The 16,655-nt window shown below is 70.8% G+C and carries 16 protein-coding genes and 2 pseudogenes; 9 read left to right on the top strand and 9 right to left on the bottom strand.

The genetic code is table 11. The features are described from left to right. Positions 1-3 precede the first annotated feature (3 nt). Both AB1285_RS01475 and AB1285_RS01470 read right to left on the bottom strand, forming a co-directional pair. Entirely contained in the window at positions 4-519 is a 516-nt protein-coding gene (locus tag AB1285_RS01475; RefSeq protein WP_187662381.1) for a GNAT family N-acetyltransferase, read from the bottom strand. Between the two features lie 86 nt (positions 520-605). After that, on the bottom strand, positions 606-1,097 hold the full coding sequence (locus AB1285_RS01470; RefSeq protein ID WP_187662382.1) for a DUF1269 domain-containing protein: 492 nt from the start codon (positions 1,095-1,097) through the stop codon (positions 606-608). A 167-nt stretch (positions 1,098-1,264) separates the two neighbouring features. On the opposite strand from AB1285_RS01470, the gene AB1285_RS01465 reads away from it, so the two are divergent. Continuing rightward, complete coding sequence (locus tag AB1285_RS01465) at positions 1,265-2,095, top strand: hypothetical protein (protein WP_370428592.1); 831 nt, start codon at positions 1,265-1,267, stop codon at positions 2,093-2,095. Between the two features lie 72 nt (positions 2,096-2,167). Next, a complete protein-coding gene (locus tag AB1285_RS01460) occupies positions 2,168-2,512 on the top strand; it encodes a hypothetical protein (protein WP_187662384.1) in 345 nt (114 codons plus the stop codon). Here the strand turns inward: AB1285_RS01460 and AB1285_RS01455 are convergent. After that, positions 2,450-3,193 (bottom strand): metal ABC transporter ATP-binding protein, encoded by a 744-nt coding sequence (locus AB1285_RS01455; protein WP_259954030.1) that lies wholly within the window; start codon positions 3,191-3,193, stop codon positions 2,450-2,452. The genes AB1285_RS01460 and AB1285_RS01455 overlap by 63 nt on opposite strands. A gap of 55 nt (positions 3,194-3,248) precedes the next feature. Here AB1285_RS01455 and aztB point away from each other — a divergent pair, with 55 nt between their 5' ends. Genes aztB through aztD form a run of 4 tightly spaced genes read left to right on the top strand, consistent with a single transcriptional unit; the run spans position 3,249 to position 7,521 of the window. Next, positions 3,249-4,127 (top strand): zinc ABC transporter permease AztB, encoded by an 879-nt coding sequence (aztB, locus tag AB1285_RS01450; RefSeq protein ID WP_268776595.1) that lies wholly within the window; start codon positions 3,249-3,251, stop codon positions 4,125-4,127. 20 nt (positions 4,128-4,147) lie between these two features. After that, positions 4,148-5,374, top strand: coding sequence for an ABC transporter (locus tag AB1285_RS01445; protein ID WP_370428591.1), 1,227 nt, complete (start codon positions 4,148-4,150; stop codon positions 5,372-5,374). Position 5,375: 1 nt separating this feature from the next. Further along, a complete protein-coding gene (aztC, locus tag AB1285_RS01440; RefSeq protein ID WP_370428590.1) occupies positions 5,376-6,293 on the top strand; it encodes a zinc ABC transporter substrate-binding protein AztC in 918 nt (305 codons plus the stop codon). Between the two features lie 28 nt (positions 6,294-6,321). Next, on the top strand, positions 6,322-7,521 hold the full coding sequence (gene aztD / locus AB1285_RS01435; RefSeq protein WP_370428589.1) for a zinc metallochaperone AztD: 1,200 nt from the start codon (positions 6,322-6,324) through the stop codon (positions 7,519-7,521). An 89-nt stretch (positions 7,522-7,610) separates the two neighbouring features. Here aztD and AB1285_RS01430 read toward each other — a convergent pair whose 3' ends face one another. The 3 genes from AB1285_RS01430 to AB1285_RS01420 are packed head-to-tail and all read right to left on the bottom strand — an operon-like array spanning position 7,611 to position 10,865. After that, positions 7,611-8,231 (bottom strand): NADPH-dependent F420 reductase, encoded by a 621-nt coding sequence (locus AB1285_RS01430; RefSeq protein ID WP_187662390.1) that lies wholly within the window; start codon positions 8,229-8,231, stop codon positions 7,611-7,613. Further along, entirely contained in the window at positions 8,228-9,448 is a 1,221-nt protein-coding gene (locus AB1285_RS01425) for an FAD-dependent monooxygenase (protein ID WP_187662391.1), read from the bottom strand. Before AB1285_RS01425 ends, AB1285_RS01430 begins: the two co-directional genes overlap by 4 nt. A 40-nt stretch (positions 9,449-9,488) precedes the next feature. Continuing rightward, positions 9,489-10,865 carry an MFS transporter gene (locus AB1285_RS01420; protein WP_187662392.1) on the bottom strand — a complete coding sequence of 459 codons (1,377 nt, stop codon included), beginning with the start codon at positions 10,863-10,865 and terminating at the stop codon, positions 9,489-9,491. Positions 10,866-11,012: 147 nt separating this feature from the next. Here AB1285_RS01420 and AB1285_RS01415 point away from each other — a divergent pair, with 147 nt between their 5' ends. After that, on the top strand, positions 11,013-11,945 hold the full coding sequence (locus AB1285_RS01415; protein WP_259954035.1) for a LysR family transcriptional regulator: 933 nt from the start codon (positions 11,013-11,015) through the stop codon (positions 11,943-11,945). Here AB1285_RS01415 and AB1285_RS01410 read toward each other — a convergent pair. From AB1285_RS01410 to AB1285_RS01400, 3 genes and pseudogenes are all read right to left on the bottom strand, one after another. After that, on the bottom strand, positions 11,909-14,035 hold the full coding sequence (locus AB1285_RS01410) for a hypothetical protein (protein WP_429977494.1): 2,127 nt from the start codon (positions 14,033-14,035) through the stop codon (positions 11,909-11,911). The two genes, AB1285_RS01415 and AB1285_RS01410, sit on opposite strands and share 37 nt — an antisense overlap. After that, positions 14,015-14,194, bottom strand: a pseudogene (locus AB1285_RS01405) (hypothetical protein); the annotation flags it as partial. The pseudogene AB1285_RS01405 and the gene AB1285_RS01410, both read right to left, overlap by 21 nt. Before the next feature lie 55 nt (positions 14,195-14,249). Beyond that, positions 14,250-14,699, bottom strand: a pseudogene (locus tag AB1285_RS01400) (hypothetical protein); the annotation flags it as partial. A gap of 115 nt (positions 14,700-14,814) precedes the next feature. Between AB1285_RS01400 and AB1285_RS01395 the strand changes: the two are divergent. Together AB1285_RS01395 and AB1285_RS01390 are read left to right on the top strand one after the other, a co-directional pair. Then, positions 14,815-15,348 carry a DUF488 family protein gene (locus AB1285_RS01395; RefSeq protein WP_370428587.1) on the top strand — a complete coding sequence of 178 codons (534 nt, stop codon included), beginning with the start codon at positions 14,815-14,817 and terminating at the stop codon, positions 15,346-15,348. A 120-nt stretch (positions 15,349-15,468) separates the two neighbouring features. Further along, positions 15,469-16,560: a YihY/virulence factor BrkB family protein gene (locus tag AB1285_RS01390; RefSeq protein WP_187662396.1), complete on the top strand. Its 1,092-nt coding sequence runs from the start codon at positions 15,469-15,471 to the stop codon at positions 16,558-16,560. The last annotated feature ends 95 nt before the right edge of the window (positions 16,561-16,655 follow it).

Below are 16,655 nucleotides of genomic sequence, written 5' to 3'. Positions count from 1 at the left end.
GCGTCATCCCGTCGAGGAGTCGGCGGCGAGGTCGAGCACCCACTCGTTGACCGTGAGCTCGGCCCCGCGGAAGTCCTCCGTGATCGTTCCCCGGCGAGTGAACCCGCCGCGACGACACACGGCGTTCGACGCGGGGTTGTCGACCGCGGGGAACGCGAGCAGGAGCCGCCCGTCCCCCACTCGACCACGGAGCACGTCGACGAGCAGAGCGAGAGCGCGGGCGGCCACCCGCCGGCCCTGCGCGGCAGGCAGCACGAACCAGCCGGTCTCCCACGCGGGCTCGTCCTGCCATGTGATCCGCCACGCGCCGATCGAGCCGAGAGGCTGCCCCTCGTCGTCGATGATCGCGAACATCAGGGCCTCGCCGTCTGCGACGAGACGCAGGTACCTCTCGTGACGCGCCTGCACCTCCGCCGCGCTCTCCGGCCCGTTGAGGTGCACCGTCATCTCCGGGGTGTTCGCCGCCCGCAGGAGAGGGAGATCGTCGGCCGACCAGGGCCGGAGGCTCAGTGTGTCCACGCGCGCAGCCTTGCACGCCCCACCGACACCGGAGACGACGATGCGCCCGCCGCGGGCGGATCCACGGCGGGCGCATCAGTGGGCGGTCAGTGGCCGCCGAGGTCCCTGACCAGCTCGGCCTCGTCCTCCTTGGACAGCGAGGTCTGCACGACGGTGCCGTTGTACGGGGCGAGCGCCTCGGCGAACTTGTCCTCCGTGAGCTTGAGGGCGTAGATGACGACGGCCGACTTGCCGGCCGTCACGGTGGCCTTGACCCGGTCGCGGAACTCGGCGTCGATGCCGGTCTTGTCGAGACCGGAGAACAGGGCCCCGAGCAGGCCGCCGAACACCAGGCCGGCGACCGGGATGAAGAACAGGATGCCGATCAGCGCGCCGAACAGGGCACCAGACGCGACGCCCAGGCCGATCCTGCTCCCGGCGCCCGGGTACTCCACCTTCGTCTTGCCTTCCCCGTCGACCTTCACGAGCGCGAGGCCCGCGAGCTCGACGACGAGGTCGTCCTGCAGGGCCTGGACGCGGTTGTAGGCGCCCTCCGCGTCGCTCTCGGTGTCATAGGAGATGACGATCAGTTCAGCCATGGTTTCCTGCTTTCGGTTGCGGTCGGAGATGCTCTCCACGCGCGCAGAGGCACCGGTCTTCGCCACCGACCCTAGGCGCGCCCCTGGGGACACGACAGAGCGGCGAGCGATGTTCACCCTGGTGACTCCGCGCGGCGATGTCCGTGGCCTGGCCTACGGTCGCTGTCGTGCCCGAGTCCGTGCAGCAGTGGTGGGCGAGACGGCAGTTCTCGCGCGGACTCGACGTGCCTTACGCGGTCGGGACGTACCGGGCGGCGTGGGCGGCTTACCCCGAGCTCATCCGGCAGTACCACCCGGAGCTCAACCACGGCATCGTGCTCTCGCAGATCCCGCTGGCCGCCGATGTCCTGCTCTGCTGGGAGTGCGCCGTCGGGCACCTGTTCGCGGCGACGCCGACCGAGCAGCGCGAGCGTCCGGGGCGGGTCCGACGGCGCTCGTCCTGGTGTCCGGAGTGCGCGGCGCTGGCGCGGCCGCAGCCGGTGATCCTCGGAGAGGCGCGTGCGCTCCCCGCCCGTCCGAAGAAGCCGGCACCGGCGCTCTGCACCAAGACTCCTGCGCTGCCGACGGGAACCGCGTTCCTGAGCGCATGCGCTCCGAAGCCGGCCTCGGCGGCGGAGGGGAAGCTCCGGCAGGCACTGGCCGAACGGCTGGTGTTCCCCGACGAGCTCAACGCGATCAAGGTCGGGCGGCCCTTCTTCCGGCATACGGAGGTGTGGCCCGACATCCTGCTCCCCGAGCTGCGCATCGCGGTCGAGTACGACACGGTCGGCCGGCACGGGCTGGAGCACGTCGGCAAGCGGGAGGAGACGGACCGCCGGAAGGACCGCGCGGTCCGCGGCGCCGGATGGGAGGTCGTCCGGCTGCGCATGGGGAAGCTGGAGCCCCTGGGCCCGTTCGACCTTCCTCTCGCCTCCGTGGGCACCGCCGGGATCACCCGGCTCATCGACCGGCTCCGCGACATCCGCGGCGCCCTGATGGTCGACGCCTATCTGCGCTGAACCGCTTATCCCCTGCTCGAGGATCGACGCAACCCCCGTGCCGGAGGGTGCCGACGACGACAAGATGTCCTCATGAAACTCGTCTCCTACGCCGGCCAGCAGCTCCTCACCTCTGACGACGTCGCCGAGACGCTCCTCACCCTCGCGGCCGCGATCGCCAGCGAGGGCGAGTCCGAAGCGGTGGAGATCCCGATCCTCCTGGACGGGGAGAAGGACTGGGCCGATCTGCTCGTGGGTGTCGGCAACGATGTGCTCGTGAGCCCCCACCACACCGCGGACCCCGAACCCGACTTCGCGACGGAGGTCGACGAGCTGCGCGCGCATCGCCACTTCCCGAAGACCACGGGCGATTCGTCATCGCGCGGAGACATCGACATCCCCGCACTCTCCGACTTCGACATGGGGCACGGTCTCTGACCGCACCGCCGTGCGCGCGTCCCGGCGACGCGGATCTGCCTGCCGCACCCCGTCGAGGAGGGCGATCCCGTGGTCGGCCGCCGCGATCAGCCCGGCGTCGTGCGTGACGCAGATCACGGTCGTTCCGCACTCGGCCTCCTCGCGCAGCACGGCCCGGATCCGCTGGACCGATTCCGCATCCAGAGCGGTCGTCGGCTCGTCCAGCAGGAGGACCGCCCCGCCTGCCGCCAGCCCCTGAGCCAGCAGCACCCGCTGCTGCTGGCCACCGGAGAGCTCCGCGAACGGACGACGCCTGAGAGCCTGCACGGCCGTGCGTTCCATCGCCGCCTCGACCGCGTGGCGCGCACGCTGATCCCGCCGCCGGAAGGCGCCGAGGCGCCCCCACGTACCCACCTCCACGACATCTCGCGCCGTGAGCGGCAGGCCGGGAGGCACCACGGCGCGCTGCGGCACGAAGGCGATCCGGCCCGTCACGCTCCGCTGCCCTCGCGTCGGTGAACGCACGCCGGCGACGACCTCGAGAAGGGTCGACTTCCCGGCGCCGTTCGGGCCGGAGACGGCGACGACCTCTCCGACTCCGATCGACAGGGTGAGGTCGCGCAGCGCATCGCGCTCCCCGAACCGCACGGAGACACCGTCCAGGCACACGGAGGGGTCGGTGGTCGATGAGAGCGTCGTCATATCTCCAGTTTATGAATTTGATAATCATTCTCAACTACGCATAGGCTCGCGTTCCGTGACCTCCTCGTTCTCCGCCCTCCTCACCCCGTTCACGCTCGAGTTCTTCCAGCGCGGGCTCCTCGGCGGCGCGCTCGTCGCGGTCCTCTGCGGGGTCGTCGGCACCTGGGTCGTCGTCCGAGGGATGGCGTTCCTCGGTGAGGCACTGGCCCACGGGATGCTGCCCGGTGTCGCGCTGGCGACAGTGCTCGGGGCTCCCGTCCTCGTGGGCGGAGCGCTCAGCGCCGTCGCGATGAGCATCGGCATCGGCGCCCTGCAACGACGCGCCCGGCTCTCCTACGACACGAGCATCGGTCTGCTGTTCGTCGCGATGCTGGCTCTGGGCGTCATCATCATCTCCCACTCGGGGAGCTTCGCCACGGACGCGACGGCCATCCTGTTCGGCGACATCCTCGCCATCACCCGCGCCGATCTCCTCCTGCTCGCCGCAGCCGCGGCACTGGGAGTGATCGCCGCCACCCTCTGCCACCGACCGTTCGTCGCGCTGGCCCTCGACACCCGGATCGCGACGGTGCTCGGGCTCCGTCCGCGGTGGGCCCAGGCGGCCCTGGTCGGGCTGGTGACCCTCGCGGTCGTGGCGTCGTACCAGGCGGTCGGCTCGCTGCTCGTCGTCGGTCTGCTCCTCGCTCCGGCGGTCGCCGCCGCACAGTGGACGTCGCGGCTGCCCACGCGCATGGTCCTGGCCTCCGCGTTCGGGGTCGCCGCCGTCCTCGTCGGGCTCCTCGCGTCCTGGTACGCGGCCACCGCGGCCGGAGCGTCCGTCGCCGCCGCCGCGATCGCGCTCGCCGGCCTCTCCTGGGCGGTGCGGGCCGCCGTGCGCACACGGCATCCGTTCGCCGACCGGGCCGCCCATCCCGACCCTGCTCCCGCCTCCTGACCCGTCTCCGAAAGGTTCTCGTGCGCTCCCGCCTCCTGCCCCTCATCACTCTCGCCGCCCTCTCCCTCGCCCTCACCTCCTGCGCCGGTCCCGCGGCGCAGAGCCCGGCCGCGCCCTCGACTCCCGCGGACGGGCACGGCGCGATCGCCGGAGCGGAAGAGGTCGCCGAACCGCAGCTCGGCCTCACGACCGTCGACGACGCGGGTCGGGTGACCCACCTCGACCTCCTGGATGAGAGCGTCACCGACATCGGTGCGGTCGCCGCCCCCGAGGGCATGGCCACCGACGGCCGGTACCTCTTCGCGGACACCGGCGACGGCGTCGAGGTCGTCGACAGCGGCGTCTGGACGTGGGACCACGTCGACCATTTCCACTACTACCGGGCGGAGCCCGCGCTGCTCGGCACGGTCGAGGGCGACGGCACGGCAACGGTCGCGACGACGAACAGCTCGACCACCGGCGGCACGGGGATCTCCTTCTCCGGATCCGGTGACGCGGTCCTCCTCGACACGGAGGCCCTGTCGAAGGGGGAGATCCGTGAGCTGTTCCGCATCGAGCGCACTCCCCACGAGGGTCTGGTGGTACCGGTCGGGTCGTTCGCCCTCGTGACCGAGGACGATGGTGAGGCGGGCGGATCCGTCGTCGGCCACACGGCACACGGCGAGCGCACCGGGCTCCGGGAGAGCTGCGTCGCGCCGAGCGGCACGATCACGACCAGGGTCGGAGCGGTGATCGGCTGCGCCGACGGCGCCCTGCTGGCTCAGGTCGAGGACGGCGCCGTCGTCGTCGACCGCATCCCGTACCCGGAGGACGCGCCGGCCGGAGCCGTGACGTCCTTCCACAACCGTGAGGGGCGCCCCACGGTCGCCGGCCTCGCCGGGCCCACCGACATCCGCATCCTCGACACCCGGGCCCGGGCCTGGACCCTCCTCACCGCTCCGGCCCCACTCGTGCAGGTGACAGCCGTCGGCGATGAGGACGACACCCTGCTCGCCCTCGCGGAGGACGGCCGTGTGCTCGTGCTCAGCGCGCTCGACGGGGCGGTGCGAGCGGAGACGGCGCCGCTGGTGGCGGAGTCGGCGGCGGGGGGAGCCACCCCGGTCCTCATCGCCGACCAGCACCGTGCCTACCTCAGCGGCCCGGCGGAGCACCGGCTGTTCGAGATCGACTACGCCGACGGCGCCCGCGTCGCGAGGACCTTCGACACGACCGACGCCCCGGCCTTCGTCGCCGAGACGGGGCGCTGACATGCGCCTCCTCCGCGTTCTCACCGCCACGGCGCTCGCCGCGTGCGCCGCTGCCACCCTGACCTCCTGCGCCACCCCTGTGGACACGCGACCGGTGGTCGTCGTCTCGACGAACATCCTGGGCGACGTGGTCGGCGAGATCGTCGGCGGTCAGGCTCGCATCGTCACCCTCATGAAGCCGAACGCGGACCCGCACTCGTTCGAGATCTCGGCGCATGAGGCCGCCACGCTCCGGGACGCCGACCTCCTCGTCTCCAACGGGCTCGGGCTCGAGGAGGGCCTGCAGCAGCATCTCGACGCGGCCGTCGCCGCGGAGGTGCCGTCCTTCGTCGCCGGCGACGCGATCGAGGTGCTGGACTACCGCGACGGCGACGCCGCGGGAATGCCCGATGCGCACTTCTGGACCGACCCCGCGCGCATGATCGACGTCGTCGATGCCCTGGAGCCCGCCCTGGCCGCGCTCGACGGGATCGACGCCGACACCCTCGCCGCGGACGTCACCGACTACCGCGAGGAGCTCACGACGCTCGACGCCGAGATGACCGCCGCATTCGCCCGGATCCCGGACGAACGCCGCGCGCTCGTGACCAACCATCACGTCTTCGGCTACCTCGCCGACCGCTTCGATTTCGAGGTCGTCGGCGCCGTGATCCCGGGCGGAACCACGCTCGCTGCCCCCTCGGCCTCCGACCTCGCCGACCTCGTGGGCGCCGTGGAGGACACGGGCGTGCCCGCCGTCTTCGCGGAGTCCTCCTCCCCCGACCGCCTCGTCCAGGCGCTCGCCGAGGAGGCCGACGTCCACGTCGAGGTGATCGAGCTGTTCACCGAGTCGCTCACCGCGGAAGACGGCGGCGCCCCGGGCTACCTGACCATGATGCGCGTCAACACCGAGCGCATCGCCTCCGGTCTCACCCGTTGAGACCACCCTCACAAGAAAGAAGCACCGCATGAAGACACTCCCCCTGCGCCGGGCGCTGGCCGGGGCCGTCGCCCTCGGCGCCGCCGTGACGCTCGCCGCCTGCTCGACCAGCCCCGGGTCCGGCTCCGCCGGAAGCGATGCCCCGGAGTCGGACCCCGGCCCCCGGGTGGCCATCTCGTACGAGGGCGGCATCCTCGTCCTCGACGGGGAGACCCTCGACACCGTCGCCGACTTCGATTCGGAGCCGTTCACCCGCCTGAACCCGGCGGGCGACGGTCGCCACGTCATGGTGACGATGAGCGAGGGCTTCCAGGTACTCGACACCGGAGCCGGGTCGACCGATGACGCGGCGCTGACCGACACGGTGTTCGCGGCCGACACCCCCGGCCACGTGGTCCGTCACGGTGGCAAGACCATCCTCTACGCCGACGGCACGAGCGACACCACGATCTTCGACACCGCCGCCCTCGGCGACGACGGCCTCCCGGAAGTGGAGACCATCGACGGCGTCGAGGCGCACCACGGCGTCTCGGTGCTGCTGGAGGACGGCACGTTCCTCACCACGGTGGGCGATGCGGACGGTCGCAGCGGCATCGTGGTGCGCGATGCGGAGGGCACGGAGATCGCGGCGTCCGATCAGTGCCCCGGCGTCCACGGCGAAGGCACGGCGTCCGACGAGGTCGTCGTCTTCGGCTGCGAGGACGGCGCGCTCGTCTACAAGGACGGCGAGATCACCAAGCTCGCCGCCCCGGACCAGCCGTACGGCCGCATGGGCAACGCCTACGTGAGCGAGACGAGCCCGATCGTAGTGGGCGACTACAAGAACGATCCCGACGCCGAGGGGTACCTGCTCGACGCCGTCACGCTCATCGACACGGCGGCGATGACGTCCGAGGTCGTGTCCCTGCCGGAGGGAGCGGAGTACACCTTCCGCGACGTCGTGCGGGGGCCGGACGACCTGGCCTACATCCTCGGCGCCGACGGTGCCATCCATGTGCTCGACCCCGTGACCGGGGAGATCACCGACTCCTACCCCGTCATCGAGGCGTGGGAAGGGCCGGCCGAGTGGCAGGACCCGCACCCCGCCATCGTCGTCGCCGGTGACATCGCCTACGTGACCGAGCCCGCCGCGGACAGCGTGCACGCGGTGAACCTCACCACGGGCGAGGTGCTCGCGAGCACCGAGCTGGAGGTCACCCCGAACGAGATCGCGCCGGCGGCCGGCTGAGCCTCGGCGCTGCGGGTCCGTCCCGTTCCGGGGCGGACCCGCAGCATCGTGTCCCGTGCACGTTCCCGGCACGACCAGACGCGGAACCCTCAGGGCAGCAGGGTGAATCCCGACTCGTAGCTCGTGGCGCCGAGCGCGGCGAGGACGATCTGGAGGAACCCCATCGCCTCGAGCTCCCGAGCACGGGACAACGGACCGACGTCGACGGCGCGGAGCCCCGCATCCTCGATCAGCGACGCGACGGCGATCTTCGCCTCCGCGTAGTCACCGGCGAAGAGGACCGTCGTCCGCGTGGTGCCGTTGGTGCCGGTGACCAGGGTGTCGCCGAGGTTGACGTTGAACGCCTTGACGACCGCTGCCCCCTCGGGGAGCATCCGCGCGAGTTCCGCGGCACTCGACGAATCGGACGGGACGGTCAGTTCGTCGTAGGTCGTGAAGTCGATGGGGTTGCTGATATCGATCACGACCTTGTCGCGCAGGCGCTCGCGATAGTGGTCGAGGATGCTCGGGTACGCCGCAGAGGGGACTGCGAGCACCACCAGGTCACCCGTGAGGTCGTCGCCGAGCGCGGCATACGTGACGTCGGGGCGGTCGCCGGAGGAACTGGCGGTGCTCCGACGGACGATCTGGATACCCGCGCCGGCGCGCGCGGCGACGTCCGCGATCGCCGCGCTCATCCTCCCGCTGCCGATGATGCTGATCGAGGTCATGCGTACTGCTCCTTCCGGAAGCGGGCCAGCGCCCTCTCGGCGACCTTCCTCGCGTCGTAGTCGAAGACCGCGCTCCGGCGGAAGTCGCGCCCGACGCGCAGGTCGGTGTCGCGCTTCCGCCGGTCCGCGAACTCGTGCTGCGCGTCGAACATCCACCCCGCCCGCCGTGAGCCGTGCTGCAGGATCGCGGTCCGCTGCATGCGGACCGAGGTGTAGCGCCGGAACGCCTCCGGGATGTCGGCGACCGTGTCGGCGGCCTTCAGGAACACGGCGAGCGCCATGCTGTCCTCGATCGCCTGGTTCACGCCCTGGCCCTGGTGCGGCAGCATCGTGTGTGCGGCGTCGCCGAGCAGGGTCACCGCTCCGTGGGACCAGTTGCGGAGCGGCTCGTGGTCGAAGAGCCCCCACCAGAACGTCTTCTCGATCGCTCCCAGGAAGCGCTGGAGCCGGGTGTCCCACATCTCGCCGGCGAACTCGGCACGGAGCTCGCTCACGTCGGCGGGGCCCGACCAGGGGCCGTGGAGCGGGCGGTCGCTGGGCACCCCGGCGACGAAGTTGAACAGGGTGCGCTGTTGCAGCGGGTAGCACATGAAGTGCCGCTGATCCCCCATCCACACCTGGCTGATCCGCGGCCAGTCCGCGGGCAGGTGGGAGGCGTCGACGACGCCCCGGTAGACGATGTAGCCGGAGTACACGGGCTCCGGATCGGGCACGATGCTGCGGCGCACCACGGAGTGGATGCCGTCCGCCCCGATGACCGCGTCGAAGAGGTCGGTCACCCCGTTCTCGAAGGTGACGCGGACGCCGGACTCCTCCGTGCGCAGGGAGGCCAGGCGGTGCCCGAGGCGGATGCTCTCCCCGTCGACCTCGCGCGCCAGGACCTCGATGAGATCCGGGCGGTACATCCCGATGTTCCGGTACTGCTTCGCGGAGTCCTCCCACGCCGCGTCGGTGACGAGCGCCCCACTCGCATCCAGGTAGACGCCGTGCCCGTCGGGGGTCGCCCCGGCCCGTCGCACCTGGTCGAGCACACCGAGGGCGTCCAGCACGCGCTGCGCGTTCGGGGCGACGGTCACGCCTGCTCCCACCTCGCCGAGCGCCGTCGCCTGCTCGAACACGGTGACCTGGACACCGGCGATCCGGGTGAGGGCGATCGCGGCCGTGAGCCCGCCCATCCCCCCGCCGATCACGGCGATCCTCGTCCTGCTGTCTACCATTGCCTCTCCTTCATCGAATGACGCACGAACAGGCGTCCTCTCACTTCGCGGCCAGCGCGGGCGCAGCCGGGCGCGACCGGAACATCGTGGCTCCCGTGGCCTGCTCGGCCTCGTGGTCCGGTCCCAGCGGAATCCCCGATCGATCCCGCAGACACAGCGTCGCGATGCCGCCGAGGAGCGAGGCCACCAGGAGGTAGGCCGACACGGCCACGGTCGTACCGGTCCTGTCGAGCAGCAACTGGGCGATCATCGGTGCGAACGCACCACCCAGCACCGCGCCGATCGCGTAGGTGATCGAGACGCCCGAGAAGCGGATCGAGGCGGGGAAGATCTCCGAGTACCAGGCGGCCAGCGGTCCGTAGGTGAGGCCCAGTCCGGTCGAGATGAGGACGAGCGCGGTGTACAGCCCCGGCAGACCTCCGTGGTCGACGAGCCAGAACACGGGGAAGACGACGAGAGCCTGCAGGGCGAAACCGATCAGGAAGGTGCTCCGCCGCCCGATCACGTCGGAGAGGTACCCGGCGAGGAGCGTCGAGAAGAACCAGACGACGGCGGCCACCGACGCGGCGACGAGCACCGCCGTGGTGTCGAGGCTCTGCACGTTGATCGCATAGCTGTTGAGGAAGCCACCCGTCGTCATGTACCCGAGCGTGCCGTTGCCCGCGAACACGAGGGCGGCCAGGAGCACCAGATACCAGTGGCGCCGGAACAGGGTCACGATCGGCGCCTGGGACTGCCGTCCGCGGCGTGCGATCTCCGCGAAGACGGGGCTCTCCGACACGGAGCGCCGGATGACGAACCCGACGGCGATGAGCACGACGCTCACCAGGAACGGCACGCGCCAGCCCCACTCCAGGTACGCGGCACCCGGGGTGATGACGCCGGTCATGAGGGCCGTCACTCCGGAGGCGAGGAGGAAGCCGAGGGGCACCCCGAGCTGGGGCCACGACCCCGCGCGCCCTCGACGGTCGGCCGGGGCATGCTCGACGGCCATCAGCACCGCGCCTCCCCACTCACCGCCGGCCGAGAGACCCTGGAGGATCCGGAGCAGCAGGAGGAGGATCGGCGCGGCGATCCCGATCTGGGCGTACGTCGGCAACAGACCGATGAGGGTGGTGGCCGCTCCCATCAGCACGAGGGTGAGGACGAGCATCGTGCGCCGCCCCAGGACGTCGCCGAAGTGCCCGGCCAGGAAGGCGCCGAGCGGACGGAAGAGGAAGGAGATGCCGACCGTGGCGAAGGAGAGCAGCAGGCCGATCTCCTTGCCGGCGGGTTGGAAGAAGAGCTGTGCGAAGACGAGCCCGGCGCTCGTCGCGTAGATGAAGAAGTCGTACCACTCGATGGTCGTGCCGATGATCGTCGCGAAGGCGATGCGGCGCTGCGAGCTGGCGTTGCCTGATGCGGAAGAGGAGGTCATGGTCGTCCCTAACGTCGTTGTCCCCCTCGCGAGCGAGGGGATCGGGATGTGTCCCTCTCATCGTGAGGGCGGGGGACTCTGTACGTAAATCGCACTTCTTCGTGGTTATAGTTCAGGTGAGCGGAAGAAGAATCGAGGGGGGCCGTCATGTCCGACGTGAGCATGAGGCAGCTCGAGCTGTTCGCCGCCCTGCCCAACTTCCCGACCCTCAGCGCCGCGGCAGCTCATCTGCACATCTCGGAATCGGCGCTGTCCCAGGCGGTGACGAGCCTGGAGCGGGCGGTCGGCGCCCAGCTCTGCGTGCGACGGAAGGCACGCGGCCTCACTCTGACGCCGACCGGTCAGCAGTTCGCCAAGCAGGCCCGTCGGATCGTCGCGGATGCTCAGGAGCTCGTCCTCGACGCGCGCCGCGGCACCGAGCTGCGCGGCCCGGTCACGCTCGGGTGCTACGCCAGCTTCGCGACCAGCGTGGTTCCGGAGCTGCTCGAAGGCTTCCCGAAGCGCCATCCGGGCGTGCAGCTCGAGATCATGATCGGCACGAACGAGGAACTCCTCGCGGCACTCGACGCGGGAGACCTCGATGTGGCGCTCGTGTACAACGTGTCCCTGCCCGCCGGATACCGTCGTCGGCGGATCTATGCCACCGAGCTCGAGGTCCACCTGCCGCCCGCGCACCCGCTGGCCGATGCGGCGACCCTGGACCTGCCGGACCTCGCCGACGAGCCCTACATCCAGTACGACGCCAGCCCGGGGACGCGCAACGTCATCGATGCCTTCACCGCGCGCGGACTCGAGCCCCGGATCGAGGCCCGCGTCAGCCAGCTCGCCCTCGTCGAAGCCCTCGTGGGCCGAGGCCTGGGCTACGGCCTCCTCATGTCCCGCCCCAACACCCTACCCGTGAGCAGCGAGGGACGCCCGGTCGTGATCCGCCCCCTGGACCCCCCGGTGACGGTCTCCCACGTCGTGGGGATCTGGCCGGCGGACATGACCCTGACGTCGCGTGCCGATGCCCTCCTCGACTTCGCGGTGGAGAAGCTCGGCGACTACGGACGCGCGGACGTGCGGACACCTGTTCCCTGATCCGTTCCTCGCCGTCGGCGACGGCGGGTCGCGATCAGCACGGCCCCGAGGAGCACGAGCAGACCACCGGCGCCTGCCATCACGACCGTCGCCGGCGCGAGCCCTGTCGTGGCCAGGTCGGAGGCCGCCCCGCCTTCCGACCCGGTCGCCGGGCCGGGGCCTCCGTCCGTTCCGGGATCCGGGTTCTCCGGTTCCGGTTCGGGTTCGGGCTCGGGCCCCGGGTCGTAGACGTTCGTGACCGTGCACACGGTGTCCATCCCGGCCGTGACCTCGACGACGTCGCCCTCCAGCGCTCCCCCGGTGCACGCCCAGCCGTCGCTGCGGTAGTCCGCTGTGGGCGCCCCCGCGACCGCCCGCTCCGAGAGCCGGAACGCACCGGCGCCGAGCGGAGCGAGGGTCACTGCGGTCTCTCCGGACGCCCCCTCGATGCGCGGACGCGGGAACTGCCCGCCGCCGATGGCGCGCAGGGTCCAGTCCGTGGCGTCGGCGGGCCCGGTCGGCGCCCCGGGGCCGACCCCGACGATGGCCTTCCGAAGCGTCAGGGTTCCGCCGACGAACGTGTTGGTCGCGGTGCAGATCGCGTCCTCCCCGAACCCCAGCGTCGCCGTGGTCCCGTCCCAGGCGGTGCCCGTGCAGGACCACTCGCCCTCGTAGCCGCTCGGGCCGTCCTCGGAGAAGATGTAGTCGCCCGGCGGAAGCTGCATGTCGGTGACGAACTCCGAGCCGCTGGGACCGGAGAGAGCCGCATTGCCCGGACCGCGGGCCTTCAGCTCGAAGTCCGCAGGCACGGCTCGGCCGCGCTCGCCGTTCACCACCTGCTTGACCAGCGTGAGGCTGGGCGTGATCGATGCGTTGGTGAGGATGCACACCACGTCCTTGGACGGAGGAACCTGGACGACATCCCCGGACACGGACCCGCCCGAGCAGTTCCACCCGAGAGGGTCGTAGCCGGAAGGGCCTCCCGTCTCGCCGAGGGTCCACGCGCCGGGGGCGACCGCCGCCTGCGTGACAGCCGGGGAGTTGGCGGGCCCCGACACCGTGGCGGCGCCGTCGGTCGCGGTCAGCGTCCAGGCCGAGGGCAGGGCCGGCGTGCCGAAGGCGGAGGCGACCTGCTTGCGCAGCGTCAGGGTCGACTCGGTCCATCGATTCGTGACGGTGCAGATCACACTCTCCAACGGCACGACCTCCACGGTGTCGCCCGTGCCGACCGGAGTGCCCTCGTCATCGACGCACGACCAGCCCTCGCTCGTATAGGAGCCCGCCTCCGGAGCGGTACTGGCCTCCGACAGGGTGAAGGTCCCCGGTGCCACCGCCGCGAAGCTGACCTTGCCCGAGCCGGAGGCGCCGCTGATGACGGTGTCGGCCGATCTCGCGGTGAGCTCCCAGTCCTGCGCGGTGAGCGGGCCGCCGCCCGCGTTCACGACGTTCTTCACCAGGGTGAGCTGGCCGACCTCGAGGGTGTTCGTGACCGTGCATGTCACGTCCGCTCCGGCGCCGACCGTCACGGTGTCGGTCGCCAGGGCGCCGCCCGTGCACGACCACGGGCCGGCCGCATACCCGGCGGGGCCATCCGCCTCGGCGAGCGCGTAGTCGCCGACCGGCACCGGGACGCGGGAGACGGCAGCGGATCCGGAGGCACCGGTGACCGTTTCCGGTCCTGCAGCCGTCAGGGTCCAGTCGGACGGCGGTTGGTCGCTGCCCACCACGTTCTTGACGAGGGTGAGCCAGCCGCCCGCGAAGGTGTTGGTGATGCGGCAGGTGATGTCGGAGCTTTCGCGCACGAAGAGGAGGCCGCCGTCGATGCCGCCGTCGCTCGTGGCGTCGACGCAGGTCCACGCGCCTCCGCTGTATCCGGCAGGGCCGCTCTCGGCGAGCGTGTAGGCGCCGGGGTCGATGGAGGCGTGGTCGACGGCGTCCGAGCCGGAGGGACCGGAGATCCGCTCGGGTCCGCTCGCGCTCAGCACGAAGTCCGACGGGGCGGCCAACGGGTATCCGGTGGCCGCCGGGTCGACGACCTCCTTGACGAGCGTCAGGTGGGGCAGATCCCCGGTGTTCGTGATCTGACAGGTCACCGCACCGCCGAGCGTCATCTCGAACTGGTCTCCGGTCACGGGGACCTCGGTGACCTCTCCGGTCGTCAGATCCCGCCGCTCGCACGTCCATGGCCCCGGCACGTAGCTCCCCGGTCCGCCGAACTCGCTCAACGTGTAGACGCCGATCCGGGCGGGCTGGTTCTGCACTTCGGCCGAGCCTCCACACCCCCTCGATGGTCGACGGTCCCTGGGCCCGCAGCGTCCACTCCGACGGGGCCGCGCCGCCGCCCTGCACGTTCTTGACGAGCGTGAGTCTGCCCTGGATGGCGTTGTTCTGCACCGTGCACGTCATCGACTGGTTCGCGGTGATCGTGATCGTGCGTTCCGGCTCCGTCGTCATGTCGCCGTCGCAGTTCCAGGCGAAGAAGGCGTAACCGGCCACGCCGCCGGTCTCGAAGATGCGGTAGGTGCCCGGCGGGACGAGGCGCGACTGCATGCCGTTGAGGCCGTCGCCGGTGAAGGTCTCCCCCGTGGCCACGTTGACGGCGTGCATCGTCCACAGGGTCCGATCCCCCAGACTGGCCCCCGTGTCGAGGTTCTCGATCGCCTTGAAGAGCGAGAGCCGGGCAGTGGGCTCGGCCGCGACGGCGGGGAGTGCGCCGCCGAAACCGACCACGGCGGCCAGCAGCACGCCCAGAACGCCGAATCGGACTCTTCTCATGATCGAACGGCCCCGCCTCGGGTGCGGATCCCACCCGTCACCTCACCGTAGGGGCGAGGACCTCGTCAGGGCAAGGGTTGCCGACGGATGGGGAGGGGTGGGCTACGGTCGCCTCATGGCCGAGCCGTTCTTCACCATCGGGCACTCCACCCGCACGATCGATGAGTTCCTCGCGTTGGTGCAGGAGAGCCGTGTGGAGAGCGTCGTGGACGTGCGCCGCCTCCCCGGTTCGAAGCGGCATCCGCAGTTCGACCAGGACGCACTCGCGTCCTCCCTCCGCACCGCCGGGATCGCCTACCACCGTGCAGAGGGGCTGACGGGTCGCCGCCCCGTGAGCAGGGACGTTCCCTTCGAGACCAACGCGTGGTGGCAGAACCGCAGCTTCCACAACTACGCCGATCACGCCCTCTCCGCGGATTTCGGGCAGGCCCTGGACGAGCTCCGCGCCGAGGGCCACGAGCGGCGCGTCACGGTGATGTGCTCGGAGAGCGTGTGGTGGCGGTGCCATCGACGGATCATCGCCGACCACCTCCTCGCGCGGGACGAAGTCGTCCGCCACATCCTCGGTCCCGGGCACGTCGATCCGGCCGAGCTCAGCGCCGGCGCGGTCGTCCGCGCGGACGGGACGGTCACCTACCCGGCCGCATGACCGCACGCCGGCACAGCATCCCCCTCGTCTCGTCTTCGCGCAACCCCGTGCCGGAACACCTCTTCTCCTCATAGGACTGGATCGCGGGAGCAGTGCTCGCGCCGACGCCGAGGAGGAGCCATGTCGAAGGCAGCCACAGGACGAAGCGGATCCGCGTCCGCTCCATCGCCAGAGCACGACGAGAAGCCGGACAGCCCGACCGATCTGCAGAAGCGGTCGTGGAAGTACGTCCTGGTCAAGAGCGTCCGGGAGTTCTCCGCCGATCAGTGCATGGACGGCGCCGCGGCCCTCACGTACTACGCGGTGCTCTCGATCTTCCCCGCCATGATCGCCGTCTTCTCGCTGCTCGGCGTGTTCGGCCAGGGCGGGGCCGCCGCCGACGCCGTGCTCGGCATCATCGGCGACGTGGCACCGCCGGAGACCGCGGAAGCTCTCCGCGGTCCCATCGAGCAGATCTCCCAGGCTCCCGGCGCCGGCATCGCGCTCGTGACCGGGATCCTCCTCGCGCTGTGGTCGGCCTCGGGCTATGTCGGGGCGTTCAGCCGGGTGATGAACCGCATCTACGAGATCGAGGAGGGGCGGCCGTTCTGGAAGCTGCGCCCCATGCAGCTGCTCGTCACGCTCATCACCGTCGTCTCGCTGACCATCGTCGCCATCGTGCTCGTGCTCTCCGGAGATGTGGTGTCGGCGCTGGGCGACGCGATCGGCGCCGGCGAGGGCGTGCAGCTCGCGTGGAGCATCGCCAAGTGGCCGCTGCTGCTGTTCGTCGTCGTCTTCCTCGTCGCGATGCTCTACTACGCGACCCCGAACGCCAAGCAGCCCAAGTTCCGGTGGATCAGCATGGGTGCCCTCGTGGCGATCGTCGTGCTGGCCGTCGCCACCCTCGGCTTCGTGCTCTACGTCACCACCTTCTCCAACTACGAGCGCACCTACGGATCGATGGCGGGCGTCATCGTGTTCCTGCTGTGGCTGTGGATCGCGAACCTCGCCCTGCTGTTCGGCGCGGAGTTCGACGCGGAGCTGGAACGCGGCCGCCAGCTTCAGGCCGGGATCGCCGCCGAGCGCGACATCCAGCTCCCCGCACGCGACACCCGTCAGAGCGACAAGCGGGCGGAGAAGGAGCGGAAGGACATCGAGGAGGGACGGCGCATCCGCGTCGAGAACGACGACGACGGGTCGGAGCCGGAAGGCCGGACGACCAGAGGACGATGACCCGGTCGGGCTATGGTGAGAGCCATGCCCTTCGCGTCGCCTGTGCGGCGCGTTTTTCCTACCCCAGAGGAGCGAACGAAGCGATGTGCAGGCCT

It is taken from the genome of Microbacterium sp. NRRL B-14842 (assembly GCF_050470785.1).
Note: the sequence above shows the minus strand (reverse complement) of the source record. Positions and strands in the feature narration are given on the sequence as shown.

Coding starts and splice junctions, on each gene's coding strand:
- AB1285_RS01470 (WP_187662382.1), bottom strand. CDS start 1,097: ATGGCTGAACTGATCGTCATCTCCTATGACACCGAGAGCGACGCGGAG.
- AB1285_RS01460 (WP_187662384.1), top strand. CDS start 2,168: ATGAAACTCGTCTCCTACGCCGGCCAGCAGCTCCTCACCTCTGACGAC.
- AB1285_RS01455 (WP_259954030.1), bottom strand. CDS start 3,193: ATGACGACGCTCTCATCGACCACCGACCCCTCCGTGTGCCTGGACGGT.
- aztC (WP_370428590.1), top strand. CDS start 5,376: ATGCGCCTCCTCCGCGTTCTCACCGCCACGGCGCTCGCCGCGTGCGCC.
- aztD (WP_370428589.1), top strand. CDS start 6,322: ATGAAGACACTCCCCCTGCGCCGGGCGCTGGCCGGGGCCGTCGCCCTC.
- AB1285_RS01430 (WP_187662390.1), bottom strand. CDS start 8,231: ATGACCTCGATCAGCATCATCGGCAGCGGGAGGATGAGCGCGGCGATC.
- AB1285_RS01425 (WP_187662391.1), bottom strand. CDS start 9,448: ATGGTAGACAGCAGGACGAGGATCGCCGTGATCGGCGGGGGGATGGGC.
- AB1285_RS01420 (WP_187662392.1), bottom strand. CDS start 10,865: ATGACCTCCTCTTCCGCATCAGGCAACGCCAGCTCGCAGCGCCGCATC.
- AB1285_RS01415 (WP_259954035.1), top strand. CDS start 11,013: ATGTCCGACGTGAGCATGAGGCAGCTCGAGCTGTTCGCCGCCCTGCCC.
- AB1285_RS01410 (WP_429977494.1), bottom strand. CDS start 14,035: ATGACGCTCGGCGGTGCGGTGACCTGTCAGATCACGAACACCGGGGAT.
- AB1285_RS01395 (WP_370428587.1), top strand. CDS start 14,815: ATGGCCGAGCCGTTCTTCACCATCGGGCACTCCACCCGCACGATCGAT.
- AB1285_RS01390 (WP_187662396.1), top strand. CDS start 15,469: ATGTCGAAGGCAGCCACAGGACGAAGCGGATCCGCGTCCGCTCCATCG.